This window comes from Serratia sp. EWG9, from assembly GCF_019913725.1.
Classification (GTDB): domain Bacteria; phylum Pseudomonadota; class Gammaproteobacteria; order Enterobacterales; family Enterobacteriaceae; genus Serratia; species Serratia ureilytica.
The window spans coordinates 13555-35184 of the sequence record NZ_JADNRO010000015.1 but is presented as its reverse complement, the minus strand read 5'-3'; the positions used below and the strand labels follow the sequence as shown (position 1 = coordinate 35184).

The 21630-nt window shown below is 60.0% G+C and carries 24 protein-coding genes and 1 pseudogene; 13 read left to right on the top strand and 12 right to left on the bottom strand.

Going from position 1 to position 21630, the window contains the following annotated elements; all coding sequences use genetic code 11:
* Positions 1–212: 212 nt before the first annotated feature.
* Both upp and uraA read left to right on the top strand, forming a co-directional pair.
* Entirely contained in the window at positions 213–839 is a 627-nt protein-coding gene (upp, locus tag ITX55_RS23305) for a uracil phosphoribosyltransferase (RefSeq protein WP_004941642.1), read from the top strand.
* 76 nt (positions 840–915) lie between these two features.
* Entirely contained in the window at positions 916–2205 is a 1290-nt protein-coding gene (gene uraA / locus ITX55_RS23300) for a uracil permease (protein ID WP_033651534.1), read from the top strand.
* Between the two features lie 47 nt (positions 2206–2252).
* Here the strand turns inward: uraA and ITX55_RS23295 are convergent, their stop codons facing one another.
* Both ITX55_RS23295 and ITX55_RS23290 read right to left on the bottom strand, forming a co-directional pair.
* Positions 2253–2501: a GlsB/YeaQ/YmgE family stress response membrane protein gene (locus ITX55_RS23295; protein WP_016926728.1), complete on the bottom strand. Its 249-nt coding sequence runs from the start codon at positions 2499–2501 to the stop codon at positions 2253–2255.
* 33 nt (positions 2502–2534) lie between these two features.
* Positions 2535–3050, bottom strand: coding sequence for a hypothetical protein (locus tag ITX55_RS23290; RefSeq protein WP_016926729.1), 516 nt, complete (start codon positions 3048–3050; stop codon positions 2535–2537).
* A gap of 272 nt (positions 3051–3322) precedes the next feature.
* Here ITX55_RS23290 and hda point away from each other — a divergent pair, with 272 nt between their 5' ends.
* Positions 3323–4024: a DnaA inactivator Hda gene (gene hda / locus ITX55_RS23285; protein WP_025159568.1), complete on the top strand. Its 702-nt coding sequence runs from the start codon at positions 3323–3325 to the stop codon at positions 4022–4024.
* A gap of 13 nt (positions 4025–4037) precedes the next feature.
* Here the strand turns inward: hda and ITX55_RS23280 are convergent, their stop codons facing one another.
* The 4 genes from ITX55_RS23280 to ITX55_RS23265 form a co-directional block, all read right to left on the bottom strand.
* Positions 4038–4577: an AlpA family transcriptional regulator gene (locus tag ITX55_RS23280; protein WP_033644020.1), complete on the bottom strand. Its 540-nt coding sequence runs from the start codon at positions 4575–4577 to the stop codon at positions 4038–4040.
* Positions 4578–4590: 13 nt separating this feature from the next.
* Positions 4591–4821, bottom strand: a complete 231-nt coding sequence (locus tag ITX55_RS23275; RefSeq protein ID WP_033644019.1) for a hypothetical protein — start codon at positions 4819–4821, stop codon at positions 4591–4593.
* Positions 4822–5021: 200 nt separating this feature from the next.
* Positions 5022–5375 (bottom strand): arsenate reductase (glutaredoxin), encoded by a 354-nt coding sequence (arsC, locus tag ITX55_RS23270; protein ID WP_004941660.1) that lies wholly within the window; start codon positions 5373–5375, stop codon positions 5022–5024.
* A gap of 20 nt (positions 5376–5395) precedes the next feature.
* Positions 5396–6865 carry a M48 family metallopeptidase gene (locus ITX55_RS23265; protein WP_223085408.1) on the bottom strand — a complete coding sequence of 490 codons (1470 nt, stop codon included), beginning with the start codon at positions 6863–6865 and terminating at the stop codon, positions 5396–5398.
* A gap of 340 nt (positions 6866–7205) precedes the next feature.
* Here ITX55_RS23265 and ITX55_RS23260 point away from each other — a divergent pair, with 340 nt between their 5' ends.
* Positions 7206–7745 carry an Rrf2 family transcriptional regulator gene (locus ITX55_RS23260; protein ID WP_033644016.1) on the top strand — a complete coding sequence of 180 codons (540 nt, stop codon included), beginning with the start codon at positions 7206–7208 and terminating at the stop codon, positions 7743–7745.
* A gap of 160 nt (positions 7746–7905) precedes the next feature.
* On the top strand, positions 7906–9114 hold the full coding sequence (locus tag ITX55_RS23255) for an NAD(P)/FAD-dependent oxidoreductase (protein WP_042785178.1): 1209 nt from the start codon (positions 7906–7908) through the stop codon (positions 9112–9114).
* 34 nt (positions 9115–9148) lie between these two features.
* On the opposite strand, the gene ITX55_RS23250 is transcribed toward ITX55_RS23255, so the two are convergent.
* Positions 9149–9610, bottom strand: coding sequence for an Lrp/AsnC family transcriptional regulator (locus ITX55_RS23250; RefSeq protein ID WP_021504394.1), 462 nt, complete (start codon positions 9608–9610; stop codon positions 9149–9151).
* Positions 9611–9802: 192 nt separating this feature from the next.
* Here ITX55_RS23250 and ITX55_RS23245 point away from each other — a divergent pair, with 192 nt between their 5' ends.
* Positions 9803–10420, top strand: coding sequence for a LysE family translocator (locus ITX55_RS23245; protein WP_089192119.1), 618 nt, complete (start codon positions 9803–9805; stop codon positions 10418–10420).
* A gap of 2 nt (positions 10421–10422) precedes the next feature.
* Here the strand turns inward: ITX55_RS23245 and ITX55_RS23240 are convergent, their stop codons facing one another.
* Complete coding sequence (locus ITX55_RS23240) at positions 10423–10875, bottom strand: GNAT family N-acetyltransferase (RefSeq protein ID WP_089192118.1); 453 nt, start codon at positions 10873–10875, stop codon at positions 10423–10425.
* Between the two features lie 43 nt (positions 10876–10918).
* Positions 10919–11521: an XRE family transcriptional regulator gene (locus ITX55_RS23235; RefSeq protein WP_042785176.1), complete on the bottom strand. Its 603-nt coding sequence runs from the start codon at positions 11519–11521 to the stop codon at positions 10919–10921.
* A 43-nt stretch (positions 11522–11564) separates the two neighbouring features.
* Here ITX55_RS23235 and ITX55_RS23230 point away from each other — a divergent pair, with 43 nt between their 5' ends.
* Positions 11565–12257: a B3/4 domain-containing protein gene (locus tag ITX55_RS23230; protein WP_072627161.1), complete on the top strand. Its 693-nt coding sequence runs from the start codon at positions 11565–11567 to the stop codon at positions 12255–12257.
* A gap of 6 nt (positions 12258–12263) precedes the next feature.
* On the opposite strand, the gene ITX55_RS23225 is transcribed toward ITX55_RS23230, so the two are convergent.
* The gene (locus ITX55_RS23225; RefSeq protein ID WP_255612430.1) at positions 12264–12557 is read right to left on the bottom strand and encodes a hypothetical protein; all 294 of its coding nucleotides are present in this window, start codon (positions 12555–12557) and stop codon (positions 12264–12266) included.
* Between the two features lie 779 nt (positions 12558–13336).
* Between ITX55_RS23225 and ITX55_RS23220 the strand changes: the two genes are divergently transcribed.
* Positions 13337–14413, top strand: a complete 1077-nt coding sequence (locus tag ITX55_RS23220) for an AI-2E family transporter (RefSeq protein ID WP_033644006.1) — start codon at positions 13337–13339, stop codon at positions 14411–14413.
* A gap of 43 nt (positions 14414–14456) precedes the next feature.
* Here ITX55_RS23220 and bcp read toward each other — a convergent pair whose 3' ends face one another.
* Entirely contained in the window at positions 14457–14921 is a 465-nt protein-coding gene (gene bcp / locus ITX55_RS23215) for a thioredoxin-dependent thiol peroxidase (protein WP_033635500.1), read from the bottom strand.
* 2 nt (positions 14922–14923) lie between these two features.
* Positions 14924–15529, bottom strand: coding sequence for a glycine cleavage system transcriptional repressor (locus ITX55_RS23210; RefSeq protein WP_369795937.1), 606 nt, complete (start codon positions 15527–15529; stop codon positions 14924–14926).
* 110 nt (positions 15530–15639) lie between these two features.
* Between ITX55_RS23210 and dapA the strand changes: the two genes are divergently transcribed.
* The 5 genes and pseudogenes from dapA (at position 15640) to ITX55_RS23185 (ending at position 21621) form a co-directional block, all read left to right on the top strand.
* Positions 15640–16521 carry a 4-hydroxy-tetrahydrodipicolinate synthase gene (gene dapA / locus ITX55_RS23205; RefSeq protein ID WP_033644005.1) on the top strand — a complete coding sequence of 294 codons (882 nt, stop codon included), beginning with the start codon at positions 15640–15642 and terminating at the stop codon, positions 16519–16521.
* 16 nt (positions 16522–16537) lie between these two features.
* A complete protein-coding gene (gene bamC, locus ITX55_RS23200; RefSeq protein ID WP_033644004.1) occupies positions 16538–17590 on the top strand; it encodes an outer membrane protein assembly factor BamC in 1053 nt (350 codons plus the stop codon).
* A 170-nt stretch (positions 17591–17760) separates the two neighbouring features.
* A complete protein-coding gene (gene purC, locus ITX55_RS23195) occupies positions 17761–18474 on the top strand; it encodes a phosphoribosylaminoimidazolesuccinocarboxamide synthase (RefSeq protein ID WP_033644003.1) in 714 nt (237 codons plus the stop codon).
* A gap of 209 nt (positions 18475–18683) precedes the next feature.
* On the top strand, positions 18684–19553 hold the full coding sequence (locus ITX55_RS23190; RefSeq protein ID WP_033644002.1) for a neutral zinc metallopeptidase: 870 nt from the start codon (positions 18684–18686) through the stop codon (positions 19551–19553).
* A 56-nt stretch (positions 19554–19609) separates the two neighbouring features.
* A pseudogene (locus ITX55_RS23185) lies at positions 19610–21621 on the top strand (tRNA(Met) cytidine acetyltransferase TmcA).
* The last annotated feature ends 9 nt before the right edge of the window (positions 21622–21630 follow it).

Sequence of the window (21630 nt, the reverse complement as noted above, 5' to 3'; positions counted from 1 at the left end):
CCGATGTTGATTCCGGAATAAGGCGCGGCAATTCTAACAGCGCAGGCAAACGTTTGCGAGCGGCTTGTGAACCGGCTCCGCTTTTTCGTCATCTATACTGATATTCAAACTTTTGTTGATCCCGATCGGGCTATTGTGGGTGGCGCGGCGAAAAAAAGGAGGTATAATCCCGCGATTTTTTTGGCCGCAACCACCTTAATAGGAGAAAAATGATGAAGATCGTTGAGGTGAAACACCCGCTGGTAAAACACAAGCTTGGCCTGATGCGCGAAAATGACATCAGCACCAAACGCTTCCGTGAGCTGGCCTCAGAAGTGGGTAGTTTACTGACCTATGAAGCGACCGCCGATCTGGAGACGGAAAAAGTCACCATCGAAGGCTGGTGCGGGCCAGTTGAAGTGGATCAGATCAAAGGGAAAAAGATTACCGTAGTGCCAATCCTGCGCGCAGGCCTGGGCATGATGGAAGGGGTGCTGGAGCACGTGCCGAGCGCGCGCATCAGCGTGGTGGGCGTATACCGCGACGAAGAAACCCTGGAGCCGGTGCCGTACTTCCAGAAGCTGGTTTCCAACATCGAAGAGCGCATGGCGCTGGTCGTCGACCCGATGCTGGCCACCGGCGGTTCGATGATCGCCACTATCGATCTGCTGAAGAAAGCTGGCTGCCACAGTATCAAGGTGCTGGTTCTGGTCGCGGCGCCGGAAGGCATCGCCGCGCTGGAGAAAGCGCATCCGGACGTTGAGCTGTACACCGCCTCCATCGATCAGTGTCTGAACGACAAGGGCTATATCGTGCCTGGCCTGGGCGATGCGGGCGACAAGATATTTGGTACTAAGTAAACATTTGAGCCGACTTAACGAGTCGGCTTTTTTTTGACTAAAACCTATAAAACCAATAAACCGAGGAAAAGCACACATGACCCGTCGCGCCATCGGCGTCAGCGAGCGCCCGCCGCTGCTCCAGACCATTCCGCTCAGCTTCCAGCACCTGTTCGCCATGTTTGGCGCCACCGTGCTGGTGCCTATCCTGTTCAAGATCAACCCGGCGACCGTGCTGTTGTTCAACGGCATCGGCACGCTGCTGTATCTGTTCATCTGTAAAGGCAAGATCCCGGCCTACCTCGGTTCCAGCTTCGCGTTTATCTCGCCGGTGTTGCTGCTGTTGCCGCTCGGTTACGAAGTGGCGTTGGGCGGTTTCATCATGTGCGGCGTGCTGTTCTGCCTGGTGGCGCTGATCGTGAAAAAGGCCGGCACCGGCTGGCTGGACGTGATGTTCCCGCCGGCGGCGATGGGGGCGATCGTCGCCGTCATCGGCCTGGAGTTGGCGGGCGTGGCGGCCAATATGGCGGGGCTGCTGCCGGCGGAAGGCGCCAGCGCCGACTCGACCACCATCACCATTTCGCTGGTGACGCTGGCGGTCACGGTGCTCGGTTCAGTACTGTTCCGCGGCTTCCTGGCGATTATCCCGATCCTGATCGGCGTGCTGGTGGGCTATGCGCTGTCGTTCTTCATGGGCGTGGTGGATTTGACGCCGATCCGCGAGGCGCACTGGTTCGCGCTGCCGACCTTCTACACCCCGCGCTTTGAGTGGTTCGCCATCTTCACCATTCTGCCGGCGGCGCTGGTGGTGATCGCCGAGCACGTCGGCCACCTGGTGGTGACCGCCAACATCGTAAAAAAAGACCTGATCCGCGATCCGGGCCTGCACCGCTCGATGTTCGCCAACGGCATCTCGACGGTATTCTCCGGCTTCTTCGGCTCCACGCCGAACACCACCTACGGCGAGAACATCGGCGTGATGGCCATCACCAAGGTCTACAGCACCTGGGTGATCGGCGGCGCGGCGGTGCTGGCGATCCTGTTGTCCTGCATCGGTAAGCTGGCGGCGGCGATCCAGGCGGTGCCGGTGCCGGTGATGGGCGGCGTTTCGCTGCTGCTGTACGGTGTGATCGGCGCTTCGGGCATTCGCGTGCTGATCGAATCCAAAGTGGATTACAACAAAGCGCAGAACCTGATTTTGACCTCGGTGATCCTGATCATCGGCGTGAGCGGCGCCAAGGTGCACATCGGCGCGGCGGAGCTGAAAGGCATGGCGCTGGCGACCATCGTCGGCATTGGCCTGAGCCTGCTGTTCAAGGTCATCAGCCTGTTCCGCAAGGAAGAAGAGGTGCTTGACGCGCCGGACGAATCGGCGGAGCAGAAGTAACGAAAAGGGCAGCCCAGGGGCTGCCCTTTTGACTTATGGCATTCGCCTTAGCTGCGAATTTTGCGGTACACGAACAGCACCACGATGGCGCCGATAACCGCCACCACGAAGCTGCCGAAGTTGAAGCCGTCAACCTTGCCGTAGCCGAAGAAGGTGCTGATATAGCCGCCGACCACGGCGCCGATGATCCCCAGCACGACGGTCAGAATAAAGCCGCCGCCGTCTTTGCCGGGCATGATCCACTTAGCCAAAATACCGGCGATCAGGCCGAAGATAATCCAGGAAATAATCCCCATTTACTGCTCCTTTCTTTGGTGGCTGAGAATAGCTTACTGCTGGGTGGCCGGCTGAGTATTGCCGTTCACCGCCGCATCGGTCTCTTGTTTCAACTCTTGCGCTTTGTTTTCGGCGCTGTTCTTGATGGCTTCGGTCTTCGCCTTGGCCTGCTCGGTCAGATCGTTGGCGCCGTTGATGGCGTCGTTTTTGATGGCCTTGGCCTGATCCACCAACTGCTGGCTCTGTTTGCCTGCGTCGTCTTTGATCGCGGCGGCTTTGGCCTTGGCGTCGTTGGTGATGGCGTCCGCCTGCTTGGCGGCGTCTTCTTTAATCGCCGAAGCTTTGTCTTTCAGCTGATCCGCCTGAGTGGCGGCCTCTTTTTTGATTTCATCCGCCGTCGCTTTCGCTTTGTCCGTCAGATCGTCCGCTTTTTTCTGGGCGGCGTCTTTCATCTGCTCGGCGCTGTCTTTGGCTTTATCCAGGTTGGCGTCAACCTTGGAGGAGTCATCACAGCCGGCAACCAACAACCCGATAAAGGAGGCCAACAGCACTTTATTCCATACTTTCATCGTCTATATCCTTGCAGAAACCTTGTTGATGGTGATTGCATTTAGCCTACCTATACTAGGTCAGATTTTACTTAAATTACAAATTTAACCTGCGCAGGCATGGAGTTAGGGAATGATATCGGATAATTCTTGCCTCGGCGGGCGCCGCCGCCGATCAAGCGATGCTTAGGCATTGTTCACTATTGCGGCATAAGATCCTGCCGGTTCAACAGCGCCCGTTTTCTGTGTTAAACTGCCCACGTTTTTCTGCCAGTTTTGGTTGAGGTGCTTCTCTGAATACGCCGGCACAGCTTTCACTGCCACTTTATCTTCCCGATGATGAAACTTTCGCCAGTTTTTATCCGGGCGAGAACCCATCCCTATTAGCCGCGATCCAATCCGCCGTCCGTCAGGAACATGGCAGCTATATCTATTTCTGGTCGCGTGAAGGCGGCGGGCGCAGCCATCTGCTGCATGCGGCCTGCGCCGAGCTTTCGCAGAAAGGCGAAGCGGTGGGCTATGTGCCGCTCGACAAGCGCGCCTACTTCGTGCCTGAAGTGTTGGACGGCATGGAGCAGCTGGCGCTGGTCTGCATCGACAATATCGAATGCATCGCCGGCGACGAAGAGTGGGAGATGGCGATCTTCAACCTCTACAACCGCATCCTGGAAACCGGCCGCACCCGTTTGTTTATCACCGGGGATCGTCCGCCGCGTCAGCTGAACCTGCGTTTACCGGATCTGGCTTCGCGCCTGGACTGGGGGCAGATCTACAAGCTGCAGCCGCTGTCAGACGAAGAGAAACTGCTGGCGCTGCAGCTGCGCGGCAAACTGCGCGGCTTCGAGCTGCCGGAAGACGTGGGCCGCTTCCTGTTGAAACGGCTGGATCGCGAGATGCGCACGCTGTTTATGACCCTCGATCAACTCGATCGCGCCTCGATCACCGCCCAACGCAAGCTCACCATCCCGTTCGTTAAAGAGATCCTGGGGCTGTAACGGGCTAATCTGCCTATTTTTCCGCGTGTTCCAGCAGGGAGCAGTAGTGCTCAACCTGCTGGCGTTGCCGATCGTTTCGCAGTTGCAAAGCGAGATTGATATGTTCCAGACACTGCGCATTGTCTGCAAGCCGTGGGTCGATTTTCCCCTGCTGTGCCAACCAGGCCGCCACGTCAGCCCAGCGCCACAGCGGTGAGGCGCCGCCGAGCCGTTGAATGGGGGAAGGGAAGCCGCCGGGGCCGCGAGTCCCGTCTTTTAGCATGGCGATCGCCTGACGCGACAGTTCGGTGAGCTCGGCAATATCGCTTAATCCCACCAGACTGGAGTCCACCGATATCACCTTGGCGCCGATATTTGCGGATTCAATATCGCTGATGGCGCTGCAAATCGCGTGCGCAAAGTTATCGCTTTCTCGATCGAACTCCAGGTAAACGGCTTTACCGTAGAAACAGATCAGCGCGTCATCGCATCCCGCCGCATACAGCGCATCTTCCAGCCCGGCGGTATCGGCGGTGACCCCATCCAGCGTCAATGAGAAATGATAGAGCGTCATGGTGATTCTCCGGTTATTTTTTCTGCGACAGCGCCAGGCAGTGATCGACTTTGCGCCGAATCTGTTTGGCATGTACCTCTGGGTTTTTTGGCGTGCTCCAGATGCTCATCATATGTTCTTGATGCCCGGCAAAGGCGCAATGTAGTCGGCCAAATGCGTGCCCCTTGCTGGGCCGAAAATGCCAACCCTGAGAAAGGGCGTAAGCTAATGCCGCCTGAATGTGCTTGTCTGGGTGTTTTTTCATCGCTCGTCCAGTGATGCGATCAGGGTAGGCGGGGTGTTGACGATTGTCAACGGCTGTTTCACCGAGAGATTTGGCGTTTGCGCAGCATAGCAGCGAAAGAAGACTGTGATGATAAAAAGTATTTATATAACAATTAATTAAAAATAGCCCTGTTCAGGGCTATTGGTATTTTGCGGTTCAATAAGAGATTTGCCGGACGATTACAAAATCTCCAGCACCTGCTCCGGCGGCCGGCCGATGCGCGCCTTGCTGCCTTTCACCACGATCGGGCGTTCGATCAGTTTCGGGTTCGCCGTCATCGCCGCCAGCAGTTGCTCTTCGCTCAGGCTGTCGTCCGCCAGCTTCAATTCCTTGTACAGATCTTCTTTTTTGCGCATCAGCTCGCGCGCCGATGTGAAGCCCAGTTCCTTCAACAGCTTTTTCAGCTCATCGACCGTAGGGGGCGTTTCGAGGTACAGCACCACCTTGGGATCGACGCCGTGCTGTTCCAGCAGCGCCAGGGTTTCACGGCTCTTGGAGCAGCGCGGGTTGTGGTAAATCGTGACGTTTTTCATGGCGTTCATTCCTTGTTGAATCAGCTGCGCTGGTATTGGCGGAAGCGCTGTTGCAGTTGGCGCAGCTGGTCGATGCGCGCATCGTAGCGCGCCTGTTTCAGGCTGCCGAGTTTTTGCAGCGAGCTGGCATTGCTGAGCAGGCCGATAGCCTGATCGAGCCGGCCGTTCAGCGCCAGGCTTTCGGCGCGGGCCGACAGCTCTTCATCGCGCAGCCGCTGAGCGGCGCTGGCCTGCGCCAGCAGATCCCAGCCGTTCGGATCGTCCGGATGGGCAAAGGTATAGCGGTTCAGGATCTTCGACGCCTGCGCCGGCTGGTTGCCTTCGACATAGGCGTTGGCCAGGTTGAGTTGCAGCACCGGGTTGTTGTTCTGGGCGGCGTTGGCCGCCTGCAGGCGGGCGATGGCCTGCGGCGCGCGTTTCTGGCCGAGATCGATATCGGTCATCAGGTCAATCAGCCAGACGTTTTTCGCATCCTGCGCCAGCATCGGTTGAATGATGTTGCGCGCGTCGTCGTATTTTTTCGCTTCATAGAACAGGATGGCGCGGCCGTATTTGGCGGCCGCCTGTTCGCGCACGTTCCCCTTGCTGAGCGAGCCGAGCAGCTCTTCGTTCAGGCCATAGCCTTCCGAGCTGTACATGCCCAGTGCGCGCACCTTGGCCATCAGGTAATCCTGCGAAGACTGCACGATGTGTTTCTGCATCTGGTTGGCGCGGTTGCGCGCGTCGGAGAGACGGCTGTCCGGCAGCGGGTGCGTCAGCAGCATTTCCGGCGGCTTGGAGGCGTAACGCGACTGATCCGAGAGTTTCTGCAGGAAGTCGGGCATCGCTTCCGGATCGAAACCGGCGCGCTGCAGCACCTGAATGCCGATGCGATCGGCTTCCTGTTCGTTCGATTGGGTAAAGCTGATCATGCCCTGCTGGGTGCCGGCCATGGTGCCGCTCAGCGCCGCCATGCCCATGGTCGGGTTGGCCATCGCCAGCAGGATGGAACCAAGCGCGCCCACCCAGGTCAACGGGGCGTTGCGTTGCTGATCTTCCATTGCGCGCGCCAGGTGGCGCTGGGTGACGTGCGAGATTTCGTGCGCCAGCACCGAGGCCAGCTGGCTTTCGTTGTCGCTGACGCGGAACAGGGCGGAATGCAGCACCACGTTGCCGCCGAAGAAGGCGAAGGCGTTGATTTCGTCGTTGCGCACCAGATAGAAATGGAACGGCGTGCGCACCGAATAGGCGCTGGCCACCAGCCGGTTGCCCAGTTGGTTGATGTATTGACTCAGCAGCGGATCGTTGATCAGCGGGGCGCTGGCGCGCAGTTGACGCACGTAGAAGTCGCCCATCGCCAGCTCTTGTCCGATGCTCAGGGTGCCGCCGGCGGAGGTGCCCATATCCGGCAACTGGTCCTGGCTTTCCGCCTGTGCTGGCGCCAGGGCGGTGGCGTTCAACGTGCCGAGCAACAGCACCGCTAACGCGGTTTTGGTCAACCGGTTGGTCATAGTCAGGCGTTTCCCTTAAATAATCATTTCTAAGACGTCAGCAGCAGACAAGAGTTCTTTATTCCCACGGCGCGATCCGCGTGAAAGTGCGGCGGATCACAAACCGCCGCGACGGCAATCATCACATCATAGTCAGCGGCAGGCGACAAGGAAACGTTAGCCGGGGGCGAATCGGGCAAAAAAGTTTTATTTTTCATTTCGAAGGGCATTTTCTCCGTCGGGAGCGAGACGGAACTTCAATAAAACACGGATAAAGTTAGTCTGTGTTTTATTGACAAGATAAACGCAGACTCATATAGTCTGCGTTATTGAAGGTTTACTGACGGTCAAAAACGGACATATGGCGTACATCACAACCAGCGTTGAATATGGCATCCACTGCCTGCTGTGGCTGGTCGGCGATAACCAGCGCGCGCTCAGCAGCCGCGAACTCGCCGAACTGCAAGGGATCTCCCCCAGCTTTCTGGCCAAGATTTTCCCCAAGCTGGAAAAGGCGGGCATCGTCGCCGCCAGTGAAGGGGTGCGCGGCGGTTACCGGCTGGCCCGTCCGGCGAAAGAGATCAGCTTTCTGGAGATTATCGACGCCATCGAAGGGCACAAGCCGCTGTTCGATTGCCAGGAGGTGCGCGGGCGCTGTGCGGTGTTCGATGATTCCCCGCCGGAATGGGCGGTCTCCGGCAAATGCGCTATCCATGCGGTGATGCTGCAGGCGGAGAAGGCGATGCGCGATGCGCTGGCGGCGCAGACCCTCGGCGACGTCGCCGCCCGTTTTGGCCGCAAGGCGCCACAGGGCTTCTTCGGCGAGGTCAACATCTGGCTCGACGAGCGCATGACGGAACGCACCGCGCGCAGCGGCAAAACGGCTCGCGCCAAGACCTAAACTCCGCCTTTCCTTAAAACAAAACACATTTTTTCCCGCCTCTTCGGAAGAGGCGGGCGGTCCTTCTGCACCCTGCGACGGGAGCGGAACGGCGCCGTTCATCCGAAAAAACTGCGGGCAGCCTCGTCGCCCGGTCAACCCTGTATGAAGGAGTCATCCCATGACGCAGAAAATAGTGATTGCCGGTTCCGGTTTTGCCGGTTTTTGGGCCGCCGTGTCCGCCATGCGCGCCATTACCCTTGCCGGTAAGCATGACGACATCGAGGTGCTGATGGTTTCGCCGACGCCAACGGTCACCATCCGGCCACGCCTGTATGAAGCGGTGCTGGAAAACATGAACCCCGACATTTCCGCGCAGCTCACCGCCGTCGGTGCGCGGCACCTGGCCGGAACGGTGGAACGTATCGACGCCGCCGCCAAAACGCTCAGGGTGGCGCCGGCGGTGGGGGAACCCCTTGAGTTGGCCTACGATCGTTTGGTGTGGGCCACCGGCAGTCGGCTTTCCGTGCCTGCGGTGCCGGGCTTTGCCGAATACGGTTTCAACGTCGATACGCTGGAAAGCGCACAGCGCTTGGGCGCTCATATCAAAGCGCTGGCGGCCAAACCGTCAACGCCGGCGCGCAACACCGCCGTGGTGGTGGGAGCGGGGCTGACCGGGCTGGAGAGCGCCGCGGAGATGCCGCAGCGGCTGCGCGATGCGCTGGGGCAAAACGAGAATGTGCGCGTGGTGATCGTCGATAGCGCCCCGGAAGTGGGCGCAGGAATGGGCGCGGAGCCGGGGGCGGTGATTCGCCAGGCGCTGGCGGAGTGCGGCGTGGAAGCGCGAGCCGGCCTGCGCGTTTCGGCTATCGATGCCGAGGGGGTGATGTTGTCGAACGGTGAGCGCATCGCCGCCAACACGGTGATCCTGGCGGCAGGCGTGCGTGCGCATCCGCTGACCGAGCAAATCCCCGGCGAACGTGACGCTAATGGCCGAGTGATCGGCGACGCCTTCCTGCGCGCGCCGGCGGCGGCGGGCATTTTCGTGACCGGCGATACGGTGAAAGCGGCGACCGACGATCTCGGTAACCACAATCTGATGACCTGCCAGCATGCGATGAGCCTCGGCCGCGTTGCCGGTCACAATGCGGCGGCGGAGTTAGTCGGGTTGCCGACGCACCCGTATAGCCAGCCGAAGTATGTGACCTGTCTGGATCTGGGCCCCTGGGGCGCGCTGTATACCGAAGGCTGGCAGCGCCAGGTGCGCTTTACCCGTCAGGAAGGCAAAAAGATTAAACAGGAGATTAACACGCAGTGGATTTACCCACCGGCGGCGGACCGCGAGGCGTTGTTCGCTGTCGCCAATCCGGATTTCGTGATTGTGCCTTAAAAAGATAAAAACGGGAGCGGCAACGCTCCCGTCGTCATTTCCCCAGCGGCAGGAAAGAGCGTTCCGGCACCACGGTTTTCATCACCAGCGTGGAGCTCAGGCGCTGCACGCCCGGCAGGGCGGAGAGCTTCTCGTCGTAAAGCTGCTGGAAGGCGGGCAGATCGCGGGCGATAACGTGCAGCAGATAATCGGGATCGCCAAACAAACGCTGCGCTTGCACCACCTGCGGAATGTCCACCATGGCATTTTCGAAGGTTTCGACGGCGCGGCGATCGCCTTCGCGCATGGTGACGAACACCAGAGCGGAGAAGTTGTAGCCCAGGCTGCCGGGATCGAGCTGGGCGCGGTAGCCCCTGATCACCCCGGATTCTTCTAATGCGCGTACCCGGCGGTGGCAGGGGGATACGCTCAATCCGATCCGCTCGGCCAGCTCGGTCACCGACAAACGCCCGTCGGTTTGCAGTTCCGCAAGAATTTTGCGATCAATCTTGTCCATTTGGAAAAATTTCCCCGCTTATGCCGATTTCAGGCAAGTAATTGAAAGCACATTTTAACGCCTTGAGGATATTCTTGCCATCTGTTGAACGGTTTTGACGGCCGCCGTCAGGCGGGGGCCGTGCTTATTCTACGAGGAAAACGCGATGGTTCTCTGTTCGGTGCGGCGCTGTGCGTTTGAGAGGGCGCCGGCATGACGCTCGCTCTGTTCGCCGCTTTTTGGGCGGTGTCGATTCTGTTGGTGATCACGCCGGGTATGGATTGGGCTTATGTGATCTCGGCGGGCATTCGCGGCCGGGTGGTGGTGCCCGCCGTCGCCGGTTTGTTGTTCGGCCACCTGCTGATGATTGCGATCGTGGTGGCGGGCGTCGGCGCGTTGCTGGTCGGCAATCCGCTGGCGCTGACGGCGCTCACCTTGCTGGGGGCGGCTTACCTGCTGTGGATCGGTTTCAATATGCTGCTGCATCCGCCGGTGCCCGGCGCCGGTGAAGATCAGCGTTCCGATTCCTGGCTGCGCTGGGCCGGCAAGGGCGTGTGCGTCAGCGGCCTGAACCCCAAGGTGTTTTTGCTGTTTCTGGCGCTGTTGCCGCAGTTTACCGACGTCCGGGCCGAGTGGTCGGTGCCGATGCAGATGCTGGCGTTGGGCGCCGTGCATTTGATCAGCTGCGGCCTGGTGTATCTGCTGGTGGGATTCGGTTCACAGTCCGTGCTGCGCACGCGCCCGCAGGCAGCGAAGGGAGTGGGGCGCCTCTCCGGTGCGGCGATGATCGTCATCGCGCTCGGGCTGCTGGCCGAGCAGGCGCTGAAATAGCATTACCGTCGGTAGATGTCCGGCCGGGCGATCTGCCAGACAAAGTCGGGGTGGTTGATGGCCGAATAGCCCACTTTCTCATAGAGCCAGGGGGCGGTGCTGGTGACCAGCATGACTCGCCTCAGCTTCGCCATCAGCGGATGGGCCTGGCAGCATTCCGCCAGCCACAGACCCAGCCCGCTTTTTTGATGCGTCTCCAGCACGTACACGTCGCACAGATAGCCGAAAGTGGCGTAATCGGTGACCAGCCGGGCGAAACCGATCTGCCTGGCCTCGTGATATAAACCGAAGCACAGGCTGTGGGTGAGGGACTGGCGGACGGTTTCTTTATCGATTCCCTCCGCCCATGAGGAGCGGGTCAGAAAAGCGTGAATGGCATCGAGATCCAGCAGGGCGGGATCGGTGCTGACGAGATAGTCAGCACGCCGCCACTCCCGTGGGGCAGGGATTGTCATGAGGGTTCTTCTCCTGTGCAAGCGTTAAGATCTGGGCCACCGTTCAGGCGTGCAGTTCGGCGACCGTCATGGTGAAAATAAGCGTGTCTTCGCCCTCGTTGGCGTACCGATGTGGGCCGTCCGTTTTGGCGACCGCCGAACAGCCTGGCGTAATCCTGAGCTCGGTTTGTTCGACGGTAAGGCTCAAGACGCCTTGCTCAACGTGCAGCAGCTCGAAGGTGCCCGTCGGATGGCCGCCCGATGCATAGGCTTCCCCCGGCGCCATTTCCCACCGCCACAGTTCTATCATGTTCGGGCCTTGGGTGCCCGCGAGCAAACGGGCCGAGCCGCCGCGATCGCCATGCCACAGCGTGGGAATATCTTGGCTTTCAACCAGGTAGGCGGCGGGGGCGCGGGTCACGTTCACGATGTCCGCTACCGACAGGCCCAGCGCCGCCGCGAGTTTGCACAGGATGGCGATGCTGGGATTGGCGCTGCCTTTCTCGATCTCCACCAGCATGCCCTTGCTGACGCCCGCCCGGCGCGACAGCTCGTCCAGAGACAGCTTTTGGTTTTTTCGCTGCTGTTTGATGCGGTGCGACACCGCTTCGCTGACGGTTTGCACGTCGGCGCCGAACTCGGTCGGTCTGTTGACTTTTTTGCTCATCGGTCAATATCATGGAATAAAATGGTCAATATAGGATTATTCAATGATTTTAGTCGATCCGTCAATCGATCCGGCCGTCGCTGCGCTGGCGCCCGGTTTCCGGGCGTTAAGCATTACCGTGGCCGCGGCTCCCATAACCAACCCGGACGTGGGGGCGCTGGCGTTGGCGCAGGCCTGTCGTGCCCTCGGCGAGGAAGACGCGCCCTGGGCTGAGGCGCATCTCTCGGCCTGGCGCGATGTCTTCATGAAGTTTGGCGCCAAACCCAAGCGTACGCCCTGTTCCGCCGACGCCTTGCGCAAGCGCGCGTTGCGCGACGGCACGATGCCCAGCATCGATCCGGTGGTCGATCTCTACAACGCCGTCAGCATTCGTTATGCGGTGCCGGTGGGGGGCGAGAATATCGCGGCTTATGTCGGCGAGCCGCGGCTGATCGTCGCGGATGGCAGCGAACTGTTCGATACCGTCAAAGAGGGGGCGGTGATCCATGAATCGCCGGAGGCGGGTGAGGTGGTCTGGCGCGACGATCGCGGTGTGACCTGCCGCCGCTGGAATTGGCGCCAGGGGGTCAGAACCCGGTTGAGCGCCGAGGCCGAACGGATGTGGTTCATCCTGGAGAGCCTGCCGGCGATGCCGTTGGCGGCGCTGCGTGCGGCGGGTGACGATTTGATTGCCGGTTTACGGCAAATGATGCCCGGCGTCACGGTAGAGCAACGGCTCATCGGCTGCGCCTCGTAACAGGCGTCAGCACTGGCGGCGGACCAATCCGCTGATCAAATCCAGCGCGTCGTCCGCCGCCGCCACTTCACTTTCGCTGAGCGCCTGCCGCTCGATGAAGCTCTCGATAGCTTCCAGCAGAGAGAAGACGCTGATTTCATCCCCTATTTTCACGACTTCGCACACGCCGCGCCCAATTGCCTGGCAGATTGCCTCATCAAATTCAAATGGCTTGTTGTTCATCTCTCCCCCGACGGCATTTGGGATTATGACGACCATGTTACCGGTTTTTACACGGCGGCGGTCTGACGAAAATCCCATTTCTTTTCGTTGCTGCAGAATGGCTCACGATCGCGTGCGTTGGCGAAATTCTGATTTCCTTACGGCGGTCAGATTTCCCTTGAGACCGCCTGAGCGGCGCGGTATTGTCGCCAAATGACGACAATACCGCCTCATTGTCCGCATAAAAAATTTATGACGTTATCATCCCTTCATCCCGCTGCCGTGCGGGATTTTTTTATGAGGTTTTTCTCAAAGTGCGGAGAACCTCGACGCGATCGCTTGCCATGCTCTGGGAATAATCCTAGCTTGAAATAGTCATTTAGGGTTAGCAATCCCTCATGACCTCCTTGTAATACTTGATGCACCAGAACGTTTTCTCCCCCCGCTCAGGCGGGGGTTTTTAATGGTGTGCATCGGCAGAGGCCTTCAACGTAAAGAACCGACAGAGTTCGTGGCGATAATCGGTTTACGCATCAAGGGACAGGACAATGAAAAATGATCTGGCGGCGGCGATCGCCATCGGCTGTGTGTTGTTGTTCGCATTGGCGGTCGGTTCGCCGCTCTCCATCAGTGCCTCGCTGTAATCTTCTGCGGCCCCGCCCGGGGCCGTTCACCGACTCTGACGCGGCGTCTGCGGATTTTTGCGCCGATCGCCCACCGGCGCGATAAATTCAGCCAAATCGCTGTTGATGTATGGCGAACTTTGAGTACTCTGAGTGCTTTGCACACCCCCACGTGCGCCGTTCTATCTATGCTTTAATCAGGCCCATCACAGGAATCGCCATGCCCGCCCGTCAAATCTCGAGGAGCCCGCTCTGATGCTGGAGATGCTATTACAGTGGTACCGCCGCCGTTTCACCGATCCACAGGCTATCGCGTTGCTGGTGATCCTGGTCGCCGGCTTCCTCATTCTCTATTTTCTGCACGGCATTCTGACCCCGTTGCTGGTCGCCATCGTGCTGGCGTATCTGCTGGAGTGGCCGACCGCGCGCCTGCAGCGCATCGGCTGTTCGCGCACCTGGGCGGCGAGCATCATGCTGCTGGTGTTCGCGGGCGTCGCCATGCTGCTGGTGTTCGTCGTCGCGCCGACCGCCTGGCAGCAGGGCATCAATCTGATGAGCGATCTGCCGGGCATGCTCAACCAGTTCTATAACTTTGCCGCGACGCTGCCGAAGCGTTATCCGGCGCTGGTGGATGCCGGCATCATCGACATGATGGCGGAAAATCTGCGCAGCCGGCTGTCCGGCATGGGCGAGTCGGTGGTGAAATTCTCGCTGGCGTCGCTGGTCGGCCTGTTGACGCTGGCTATCTACCTGATCCTGGTGCCGATGATGATGTTCTTCCTGTTGAAAGACAAAGAGCAGCTGCTGAACGCGGTGCGCCGCGTGTTGCCGCGCAATCGCGGTCTGGCGGGGCAGGTCTGGAACGAGATGAATCAGCAGATCACCAACTATATTCGCGGCAAGGTGCTGGAGATGGTGATTGTCGGCGTGGCGACCTACCTGGTGTTCGCCGTGCTGGACATGCGCTACTCGCTGCTGCTGGCGGTGCTGGTGGGTTTTTCGGTGCTGATCCCCTATATCGGCGCGGTGCTGGTCACCATACCGGTGGTGGTGGTAGCGCTGTTCCAGTGGGGCGTCGGCGCCGATTTCTGGACGCTGATCGTCGCCTATCTGGTGGTGCAGGGGCTGGACGGCAACCTGCTGGTGCCGATCCTGTTCTCCGAGGCGGTCAACCTGCATCCGCTGGTAATTATCCTGTCGGTGATCGTGTTCGGCGGAATGTGGGGCTTCTGGGGCGTGTTTTTCGCCATACCGCTGGCGACGCTGGTGAAGGCGGTGATTCACGCCTGGCCGGATGAACTGCGGGTCGAGGTGGAAGACAAGGCCGGCTGACGGAGGGAGACGAAGCGCAGCTGGCCGCTGCGCTTCGTGAGAATTACTGCTGCAGGTAGTTCAGAACGATGTCGTGGTGATTGGTGGTTTTGAAATCATCAAACACTTTTTCAATCTTGCCTTTGGCGTCGATCAGGAAGCTGATGCGATGAATGCCGTCATAGGTCTTGCCCATGAAGGTTTTCTCGCCCCACACGCCAAACTGTTGCGATACCTGATGGTCTTCATCAGACAACAGCGTGAAGTTGAGCAGCTCCTTTTCGGCGAAGCGCGACAGTTTTTCCGGTTTGTCGGTGCTGATGCCCAGCACTTCGACGCCGGCCTTTTTCAATTCGTCCATGTTGTCCCGCAGGCCGCAGGCTTGCACGGTGCAGCCCGGCGTCATCGCCTTCGGATAGAAATAAACCAATACTCGCTGTCCCTGGAAGTCGGCCAAATTAATTTCCTCACCGTCCTGGTCAGGCAAACTAAATTTCGGCGCTGTGTCACCGGCTTTCAATGGGCTCATCACTACTCTCCATCTTTCTCATCATGCTGTGGATAGTTCACCACGCTAATACTGCCTTGCGCGTTCAATTCTGTACATAGGCGATGGAAGGCTTGCTCAATATTTGAGGCGTCCCGATCGCCGGAACTGTGGGCGGTGATTTGAATATACAGCTGCGGCGGCAGGTCGCCGTCCGCCGGCTGCGTGCGTGAGACCAGCTCGGCGATATTCATCTGGCTGGAGTCGAACAGATCGGTAAAACGTTCGATGATGTGCGGCGAGTCCTTCACCTCGACCTGAACCCACACGGTGGCCGGCATCGGCGGCCTTTCATGCGAGTTTGTGCGCTTCATCACGATCAGCAGCTCCAGCTCCGCGCCTTTTTGCGGCAGGGTGGATTCGATCAGGGTGATGGCGTTCCAGCTGCCGGACAGCAGCATGATGAACGTGAACTCCTCTCCCAGCATGGCCAGACGGCTATCTTCGATATTGCATCCGCAACTGCTGACGTGGCGGGTGATGGTATTGACGATTCCGGGGCGGTCGGCGCCGAGCGCGGTAATCACGAGATAGTGTTCGTCTGACTGAGGCAAAATGGCGCTTCCTGTCGTGCTTAATGGGGTTACCATGGTAAACATAAAAAAAACCGCCTGCCAAGCGCTTACAACGCGGTTGTGCGCTTGCTTTTGGATAGGCAGCAAAAGTACCATGAGTGACTTGTTTGTGGAGGGGACGGCCAATGTTTACGGGAAGTATTGTTGCACTGGTTACGCCGATGGACGACAAAGGTGCTGTCGATCGCGCGAGCCTGAAAAAATTGATCGATTATCATGTAGCCAGTGGCACCGCGGCGATCGTTTCCGTAGGGACCACCGGCGAGTCCGCAACGCTTGCCCATGACGAGCACGTTGACGTGGTGCTGCAGACGTTGGAGCTGGCCGACGGCCGCATTCCGGTGATCGCCGGCACCGGCGCCAACGCTACCGCCGAAGCCATCGCGCTCACCACCCGCTTCGCCAACACTGGCGTGGTAGGTTGTTTGACGGTGACGCCGTACTACAATAAGCCGACGCAGGAAGGGCTGTATCAGCACTTCAAGGCGATCGCCGAGAGCACCGAGCTGCCGCAGATCCTGTATAACGTGCCTTCGCGCACCGGCTGCGACATGCTGCCGCCGACCATCGCTCGGCTGGCGAAAATCAAGAATATTGTTGCTGTAAAAGAAGCGACGGGGAACTTAAGTCGCGTTAGTCAGATCCAAGTGCTGGTTGACGATGAAGACTTCATTTTGCTGAGCGGCGACGACGCCAGCGGCCTGGACTTCATGCAACTGGGCGGCAAAGGGGTGATTTCCGTGACGGCCAACGTGGCTGCACGCGAGATGGCGGAACTTTGTGCGCTGGCGGCGCAGGGCAAATTCGCCGAAGCGCGCCGCTTAAATCAGCGCTTGATGCCGTTGCATCAGGATCTATTTGTAGAAGCAAACCCAATTCCGGTGAAGTGGGCCTGTAAGGCGTTGGGATTGATGGCAACCGATACGCTGCGTCTGCCGATGACGCCGTTGAGCGAAACCGCCCGCCCGGTGGTGGAGCGCGCGCTGAAAAGCGTCGGTTTGCTGTAACTCTAAGGGAAATTTGATGGCTTATTCATTGCAAAAGTCGACGGTAGCAAAAGTAGTGGGCATCTCTTTGGTGATGATGCTGGCGGCCTGCAGCAGCGATCAGCGCTACAAGCGCCAGGTCAGCGGCGACGAGGCTTACCTCGACGCGGCTCCGCTCAAGGCGCTGAACGCGCCGTCCGGCATGATCCTGCCGGTGCAGAGCGGCAACTATGACGTGCCCGCCACGACGCTGCAAGGCAACGTCGGCAAGCAACTGGACATTCGTCCGCCGGTGCAGCCGTTGGCGCTGCTGAGCGGTTCTCGCGCGCAATACGCCGGCGACAGCGGCACGCTGCTGCTGGAAAACAGCCCGCAGAACCAAAACCTGTGGTCGCGCGTCGTCAGCCTGCTGCAGGCGAAGAACATCGCGATCGCTTCCCGCCAGGACGCCGGTCAGACCCTGACCACCGACTGGGTGAAGTGGAACCGTCTGGACGAAGACAACCAGTACGAAGGCCGTTATCAGATCAGCGTGCAGCAACAAGGCTACCAGCAGGCGCTGGTGGTGAAAAGCGTTGGCCTGCAGCAGCAGGGCAAGACCGAACAGGTCACCGATCAGTCTGAGATCCAGCGTTACAACGGCATGATGATCAACACCCTGATCGAAGGTCTGGACAAGCAGGACAACCTGGCGAGCAGCCAGACCGCCAGCCGCTTCGGCGCGTTGGACGTGCAGAGCGGCGCCGATGATACCGGCCTGCCGATGTTGGTCGTGCGCGGCCCGTACACCGTGGTGTGGGATCGCCTGCCGCCGGCGCTCGAAAAACTGGGGATGAAAGTGGGTGACCGCAGCCGTCCGCAGGGCACCGTCGCCGTGACCTACAAGTCCCTGAGCAGCAGCGATTGGGATGCGTTGGGCGTCAAGGATCCTGAGCTGGCGGAAGGGGATTACAAGCTGCAGGTCGGCGATCTCAACAACCGCACCAGCCTGCAATTCATCGATCCGAAAGGCAAACCGCTCACCCAGTCGAAAAACGACGCACTGGTGGCGGCATTCCAGTCTGCCTTCAGTAAAACCAGCGTTAAATAACCAAAAAGGGGCTTCGGCCCCTTTTTGTTTTGTCTATACGGTATCGTTTGCGTCGCAGGTTTGGCACAATAGTGCCCGGCACGCCAAAGAATTCATTAGGTCAATTCTATACCCCCTAATTTCGGGCCGCGCTCGGGAGACAACGGGGATACATCACTGGAGTAAGTAAGATGCAAAAGCTAGCTGAGCTGTATCGCGGAAAGGCAAAAACCGTTTACACCACCGAGAATCCCGATCTGTTGGTGTTGGAGTTCCGCAACGATACGTCAGCACTGGATGGTCAGCGCATTGAGCAGTTCGATCGCAAAGGCATGGTGAACAACAAGTTCAACCATTTCATCATGAGCAAACTGGAAGAAGCCGGCATCCCGACCCAGATGGAGCGTCTGCTGTCCGACAACGAAGTGCTGGTGAAGAAGCTGGACATGGTGCCGGTGGAATGCGTGATCCGCAACCGCGCCGCCGGTTCGCTGGTGAAGCGTCTGGGCATCGAAGAAGGTCTGGTGTTGAACCCGCCGCTGTTCGATCTGTTCCTGAAAAACGACGCCATGCACGATCCGATGGTCAACGAATCCTACTGCGAAACCTTCGGCTGGGTGAGCAAAGAGCATCTGGCGCGCATGCGTGAGCTGAGCTACCGCGCCAACGAAGTATTGACCAAGCTGTTCGACGACGCCGGCCTGATCCTGGTCGATTTCAAGCTGGAATTCGGCCTGTTCAACGGCGAAGTGGTGCTGGGCGATGAATTCTCGCCGGACGGCAGCCGTCTGTGGGACAAAAACACCCTGGACAAGATGGACAAAGACCGCTTCCGTCAAAGCCTGGGCGGCCTGATCGAAGCCTACGAAGAAGTGGCGCGCCGCATCGGCGTGAAGCTCGACTAAGCGTTGGCACCGCCATTCGGGGCGATCCGGCCGGATCGTCCCGCTGTTCTGCATTTTTCCAGAAAATTTCTACATTTCCTCCGCGGCAGACCATTTATAATGATGGATGCGAGATGACTAAAACCTATCCCACTCAGGCTTGAAGCTGCCTTTGCGCTTACCAACGCGCGGCATCTTCAACGAGCAGGGGAAATATCTGGAGTGTATTTATGCGTTGGCAAGGGCGTCGGGAAAGTGACAATGTTGAGGATCGTCGCGGGCAGTCTTCAGGTTTGGGCGGCGGTGGCGGCGGTTTCCGCGTGCCGGTGCGCGGCAAGGGCGGCATCGTCATTCTGGTGGTGGTGCTGGTGGCCGGCTATTACGGCATCGATCTGTCGCCGCTGTTGAACGGCGGTAATGTCGCTCCTCAGGGTCAACAACAGAGCGCCAGCATCAGTCCGAAAGACGATGAGCTGGCCAAATTCACTTCGGTGGTGCTGGCCTCGACCGAAGATAACTGGAAAGAGATTTTCCAGCGCATGGGCAAAACCTACCAACCGCCGAAGCTGGTGATGTATCGCGGCGTGACGCGCACCAGCTGCGGCACCGGTCAGGCGGCGATGGGGCCGTTCTACTGCCCGGGCGACAGAACGGTGTATATCGATCTGTCTTTCTATCAGGACATGAAGACCAAGCTGGGCGCCGGCGGTGATTTCGCTCAGGCCTATGTGGTGGCGCACGAAGTCGGCCACCATGTGCAGAACCTGCTGGGCATCGAGCCGAAGGTCCGCCAGATGCAGCAGGGCGCCAGCCAGGCGGAAGTGAACCGCCTGTCGGTGAAAATGGAGCTGCAGGCGGACTGCTTTGCCGGCGTATGGGGCAAATACGCCGAGAAGCAGCAGATGCTGGAAGAGGGCGACCTGCAGGCGGCGCTGAATGCCGCACAGGCGATTGGCGACGATCGGTTGCAGCAACAGAGCCAGGGCCGCGTCGTGCCGGACAGCTTTACCCACGGCACTTCGCAGCAGCGCTACACCTGGTTTAAACAGGGCTTCGACAGCGGCGATCCCAATACCTGCAACACCTTCGCATCCCGTTAACACCTCACGTGCCGGAGCCTGACTCCGGCATTTTTTTCGAATTGAGATACAGCCTTATGCTACAGGCAGCGCAACAACTCATGCGGCGGCAGGGCATCCGGCGCCTGCTGGTGCTCAGCGGCGAACCCGAGTGGTGCCGCGAACAGGCGCAGCGGCTGGCGGCGACGTTGCCCGGCGACTGGCCTTGGGTCGGGGAGAATCCGCCGCCCGGCCAGGCGGCGTTGGCGAGCGGCGCTGTGCGTCAATTGCTGGGGCAGGAGCGGCTGCACGCAGTGTTCGATGCCGGTCATTCGCTGGACGTAGAGGCGCTGGCGGCGCTGTGCGGCGCCCTGCGCGCCGGCAGCTGGCTGCTGCTGTTGACGCCGCCCTGGCGGCAATGGGCTCAGTTGCCGGACGGCGACAGCCTGCGCTGGAGCGATTGCCCGCAGCCGATCACCACCCCGCATTTCATCCGCCATCTGCAGCAGCATCTGACCGACGACAGCGAAGTGACGATCTGGCGGCAGGATGAGCCCCTGACGCTGGCCGCGCTGCCGGCGCGTGAAGGGTGGCAGCCGCCGGATGGCCGGCCGACCGAGGAACAACAGGCGATCTTGACGGCGCTGCTGCAGGCCGAGTCCGGCGTGTGGGTGCTGACCGCCGCTCGCGGCCGCGGCAAATCGACGCTGGCGGGCATGCTGGTGGCGCAGTCGCCGCTGATCTGCTGGATCACCGGGCCGAGCCGCGCCGCCACGGCGGTGGCCGGAGAATGGGCGCAGGGGCGCGCGCAGTTTTGGGCGCCCGATGTCTTGTTGGCGCAGTGTCGGGAAGGCGACGTCAGCGCCGTGGGGTGGCTGCTGGTGGATGAGGCTGCGGCGATCCCCGCGCCGCTGTTGCAGCAGTTGATCGGCTATTTCCCACGCGTGTTGCTGACCACCACGGTGCAGGGCTATGAAGGCACCGGCCGCGGTTTTCTGCTGAAGTTTTGCGCCGGGCTGCCGGCCTATCAGGCGCTGAGCCTGCAGCAGCCGATGCGTTGGGCGCAGGGGGATGCGCTGGAACGGATAACGGACAATGCGCTGTTGTTCAACGAGCTGCCCGCCTGGCCGGCGGATGGCCAGGCGATCGATTACAGCCAGGCGGAACAAGGCGAGCTGTGCGCCGATCCGCAGCGGCTGGCGCGTTTCTACGCCCTGCTGAGCAGCGCGCATTACCGCACCTCACCGCTGGATTTACGCCGGCTGATGGATGCGCCCGGCATGCATTTCGGGCTGGCGCAGGCCGGTTTGGAGGTGGTCGGCGCCGTGTGGCTGGTGGAAGAGGGCGGATTGAGCGCCGAGTTGGCGCACGACGTGTGGGCCGGCGCCGTCGGCCGCGCGGCAATCTGGTGGCGCAGTCGTTGGCGGCGCATGGCGGCCAATGGTGGGCGCCGACGCTGCGTTCACGGCGCATTACCCGCATCGCGACGCTGCCGGCATTGCGGCGGCGGGGTATCGCGCGCCAGTTGATCGAGCGGCAACGCCGCCAGGCGCAGGGGCTGGACTTCCTGTCGGTCAGCTTCGGCTATACCGAGCCGCTGTGGCGCTTTTGGCAATCCTGCGGTTTTGAGCTGGTGCGCATCGGCAGCAAGCCGGAGGCCAGCAGCGGCTGCTATACCGCGATGGCGATCTTGCCCCTGAGCGAGCAAGGAGAGGCGCTGCGGCACGCGGCGCACAAGCATCTGGCGCGCGATTGGCCCTGGCTGCGGCAGCGTATCGAGCTTACGCTGGCGATCCCGGGCGACGACGGCGATACGTCGCTCGGCGAAGAGGACTGGCGCGAGCTGGCCGGGTTCGCTTTTGCCCATCGGCCGCTGGAGGCCAGCCTGGGGGCGTTGCAGCGGTTACTGTTGGCCAGCAGTCTGCCGCTGCCCGCACTGCGCGGCCATCTGCAGCGGCGGCACTCTCCCGCGGAGTGCGCAGAGCGGGCGGGCGTCAGCGGCCAGAAAGCCTTGCTGCGCCATTGGCGGCATGAAACGGCGCAGGCGCTGGAACAGCTGAATGCGCAGCACTGCCGCTACTGGCGCGACTGGGCGCAGTCATTGCAATAAATTGAAGAA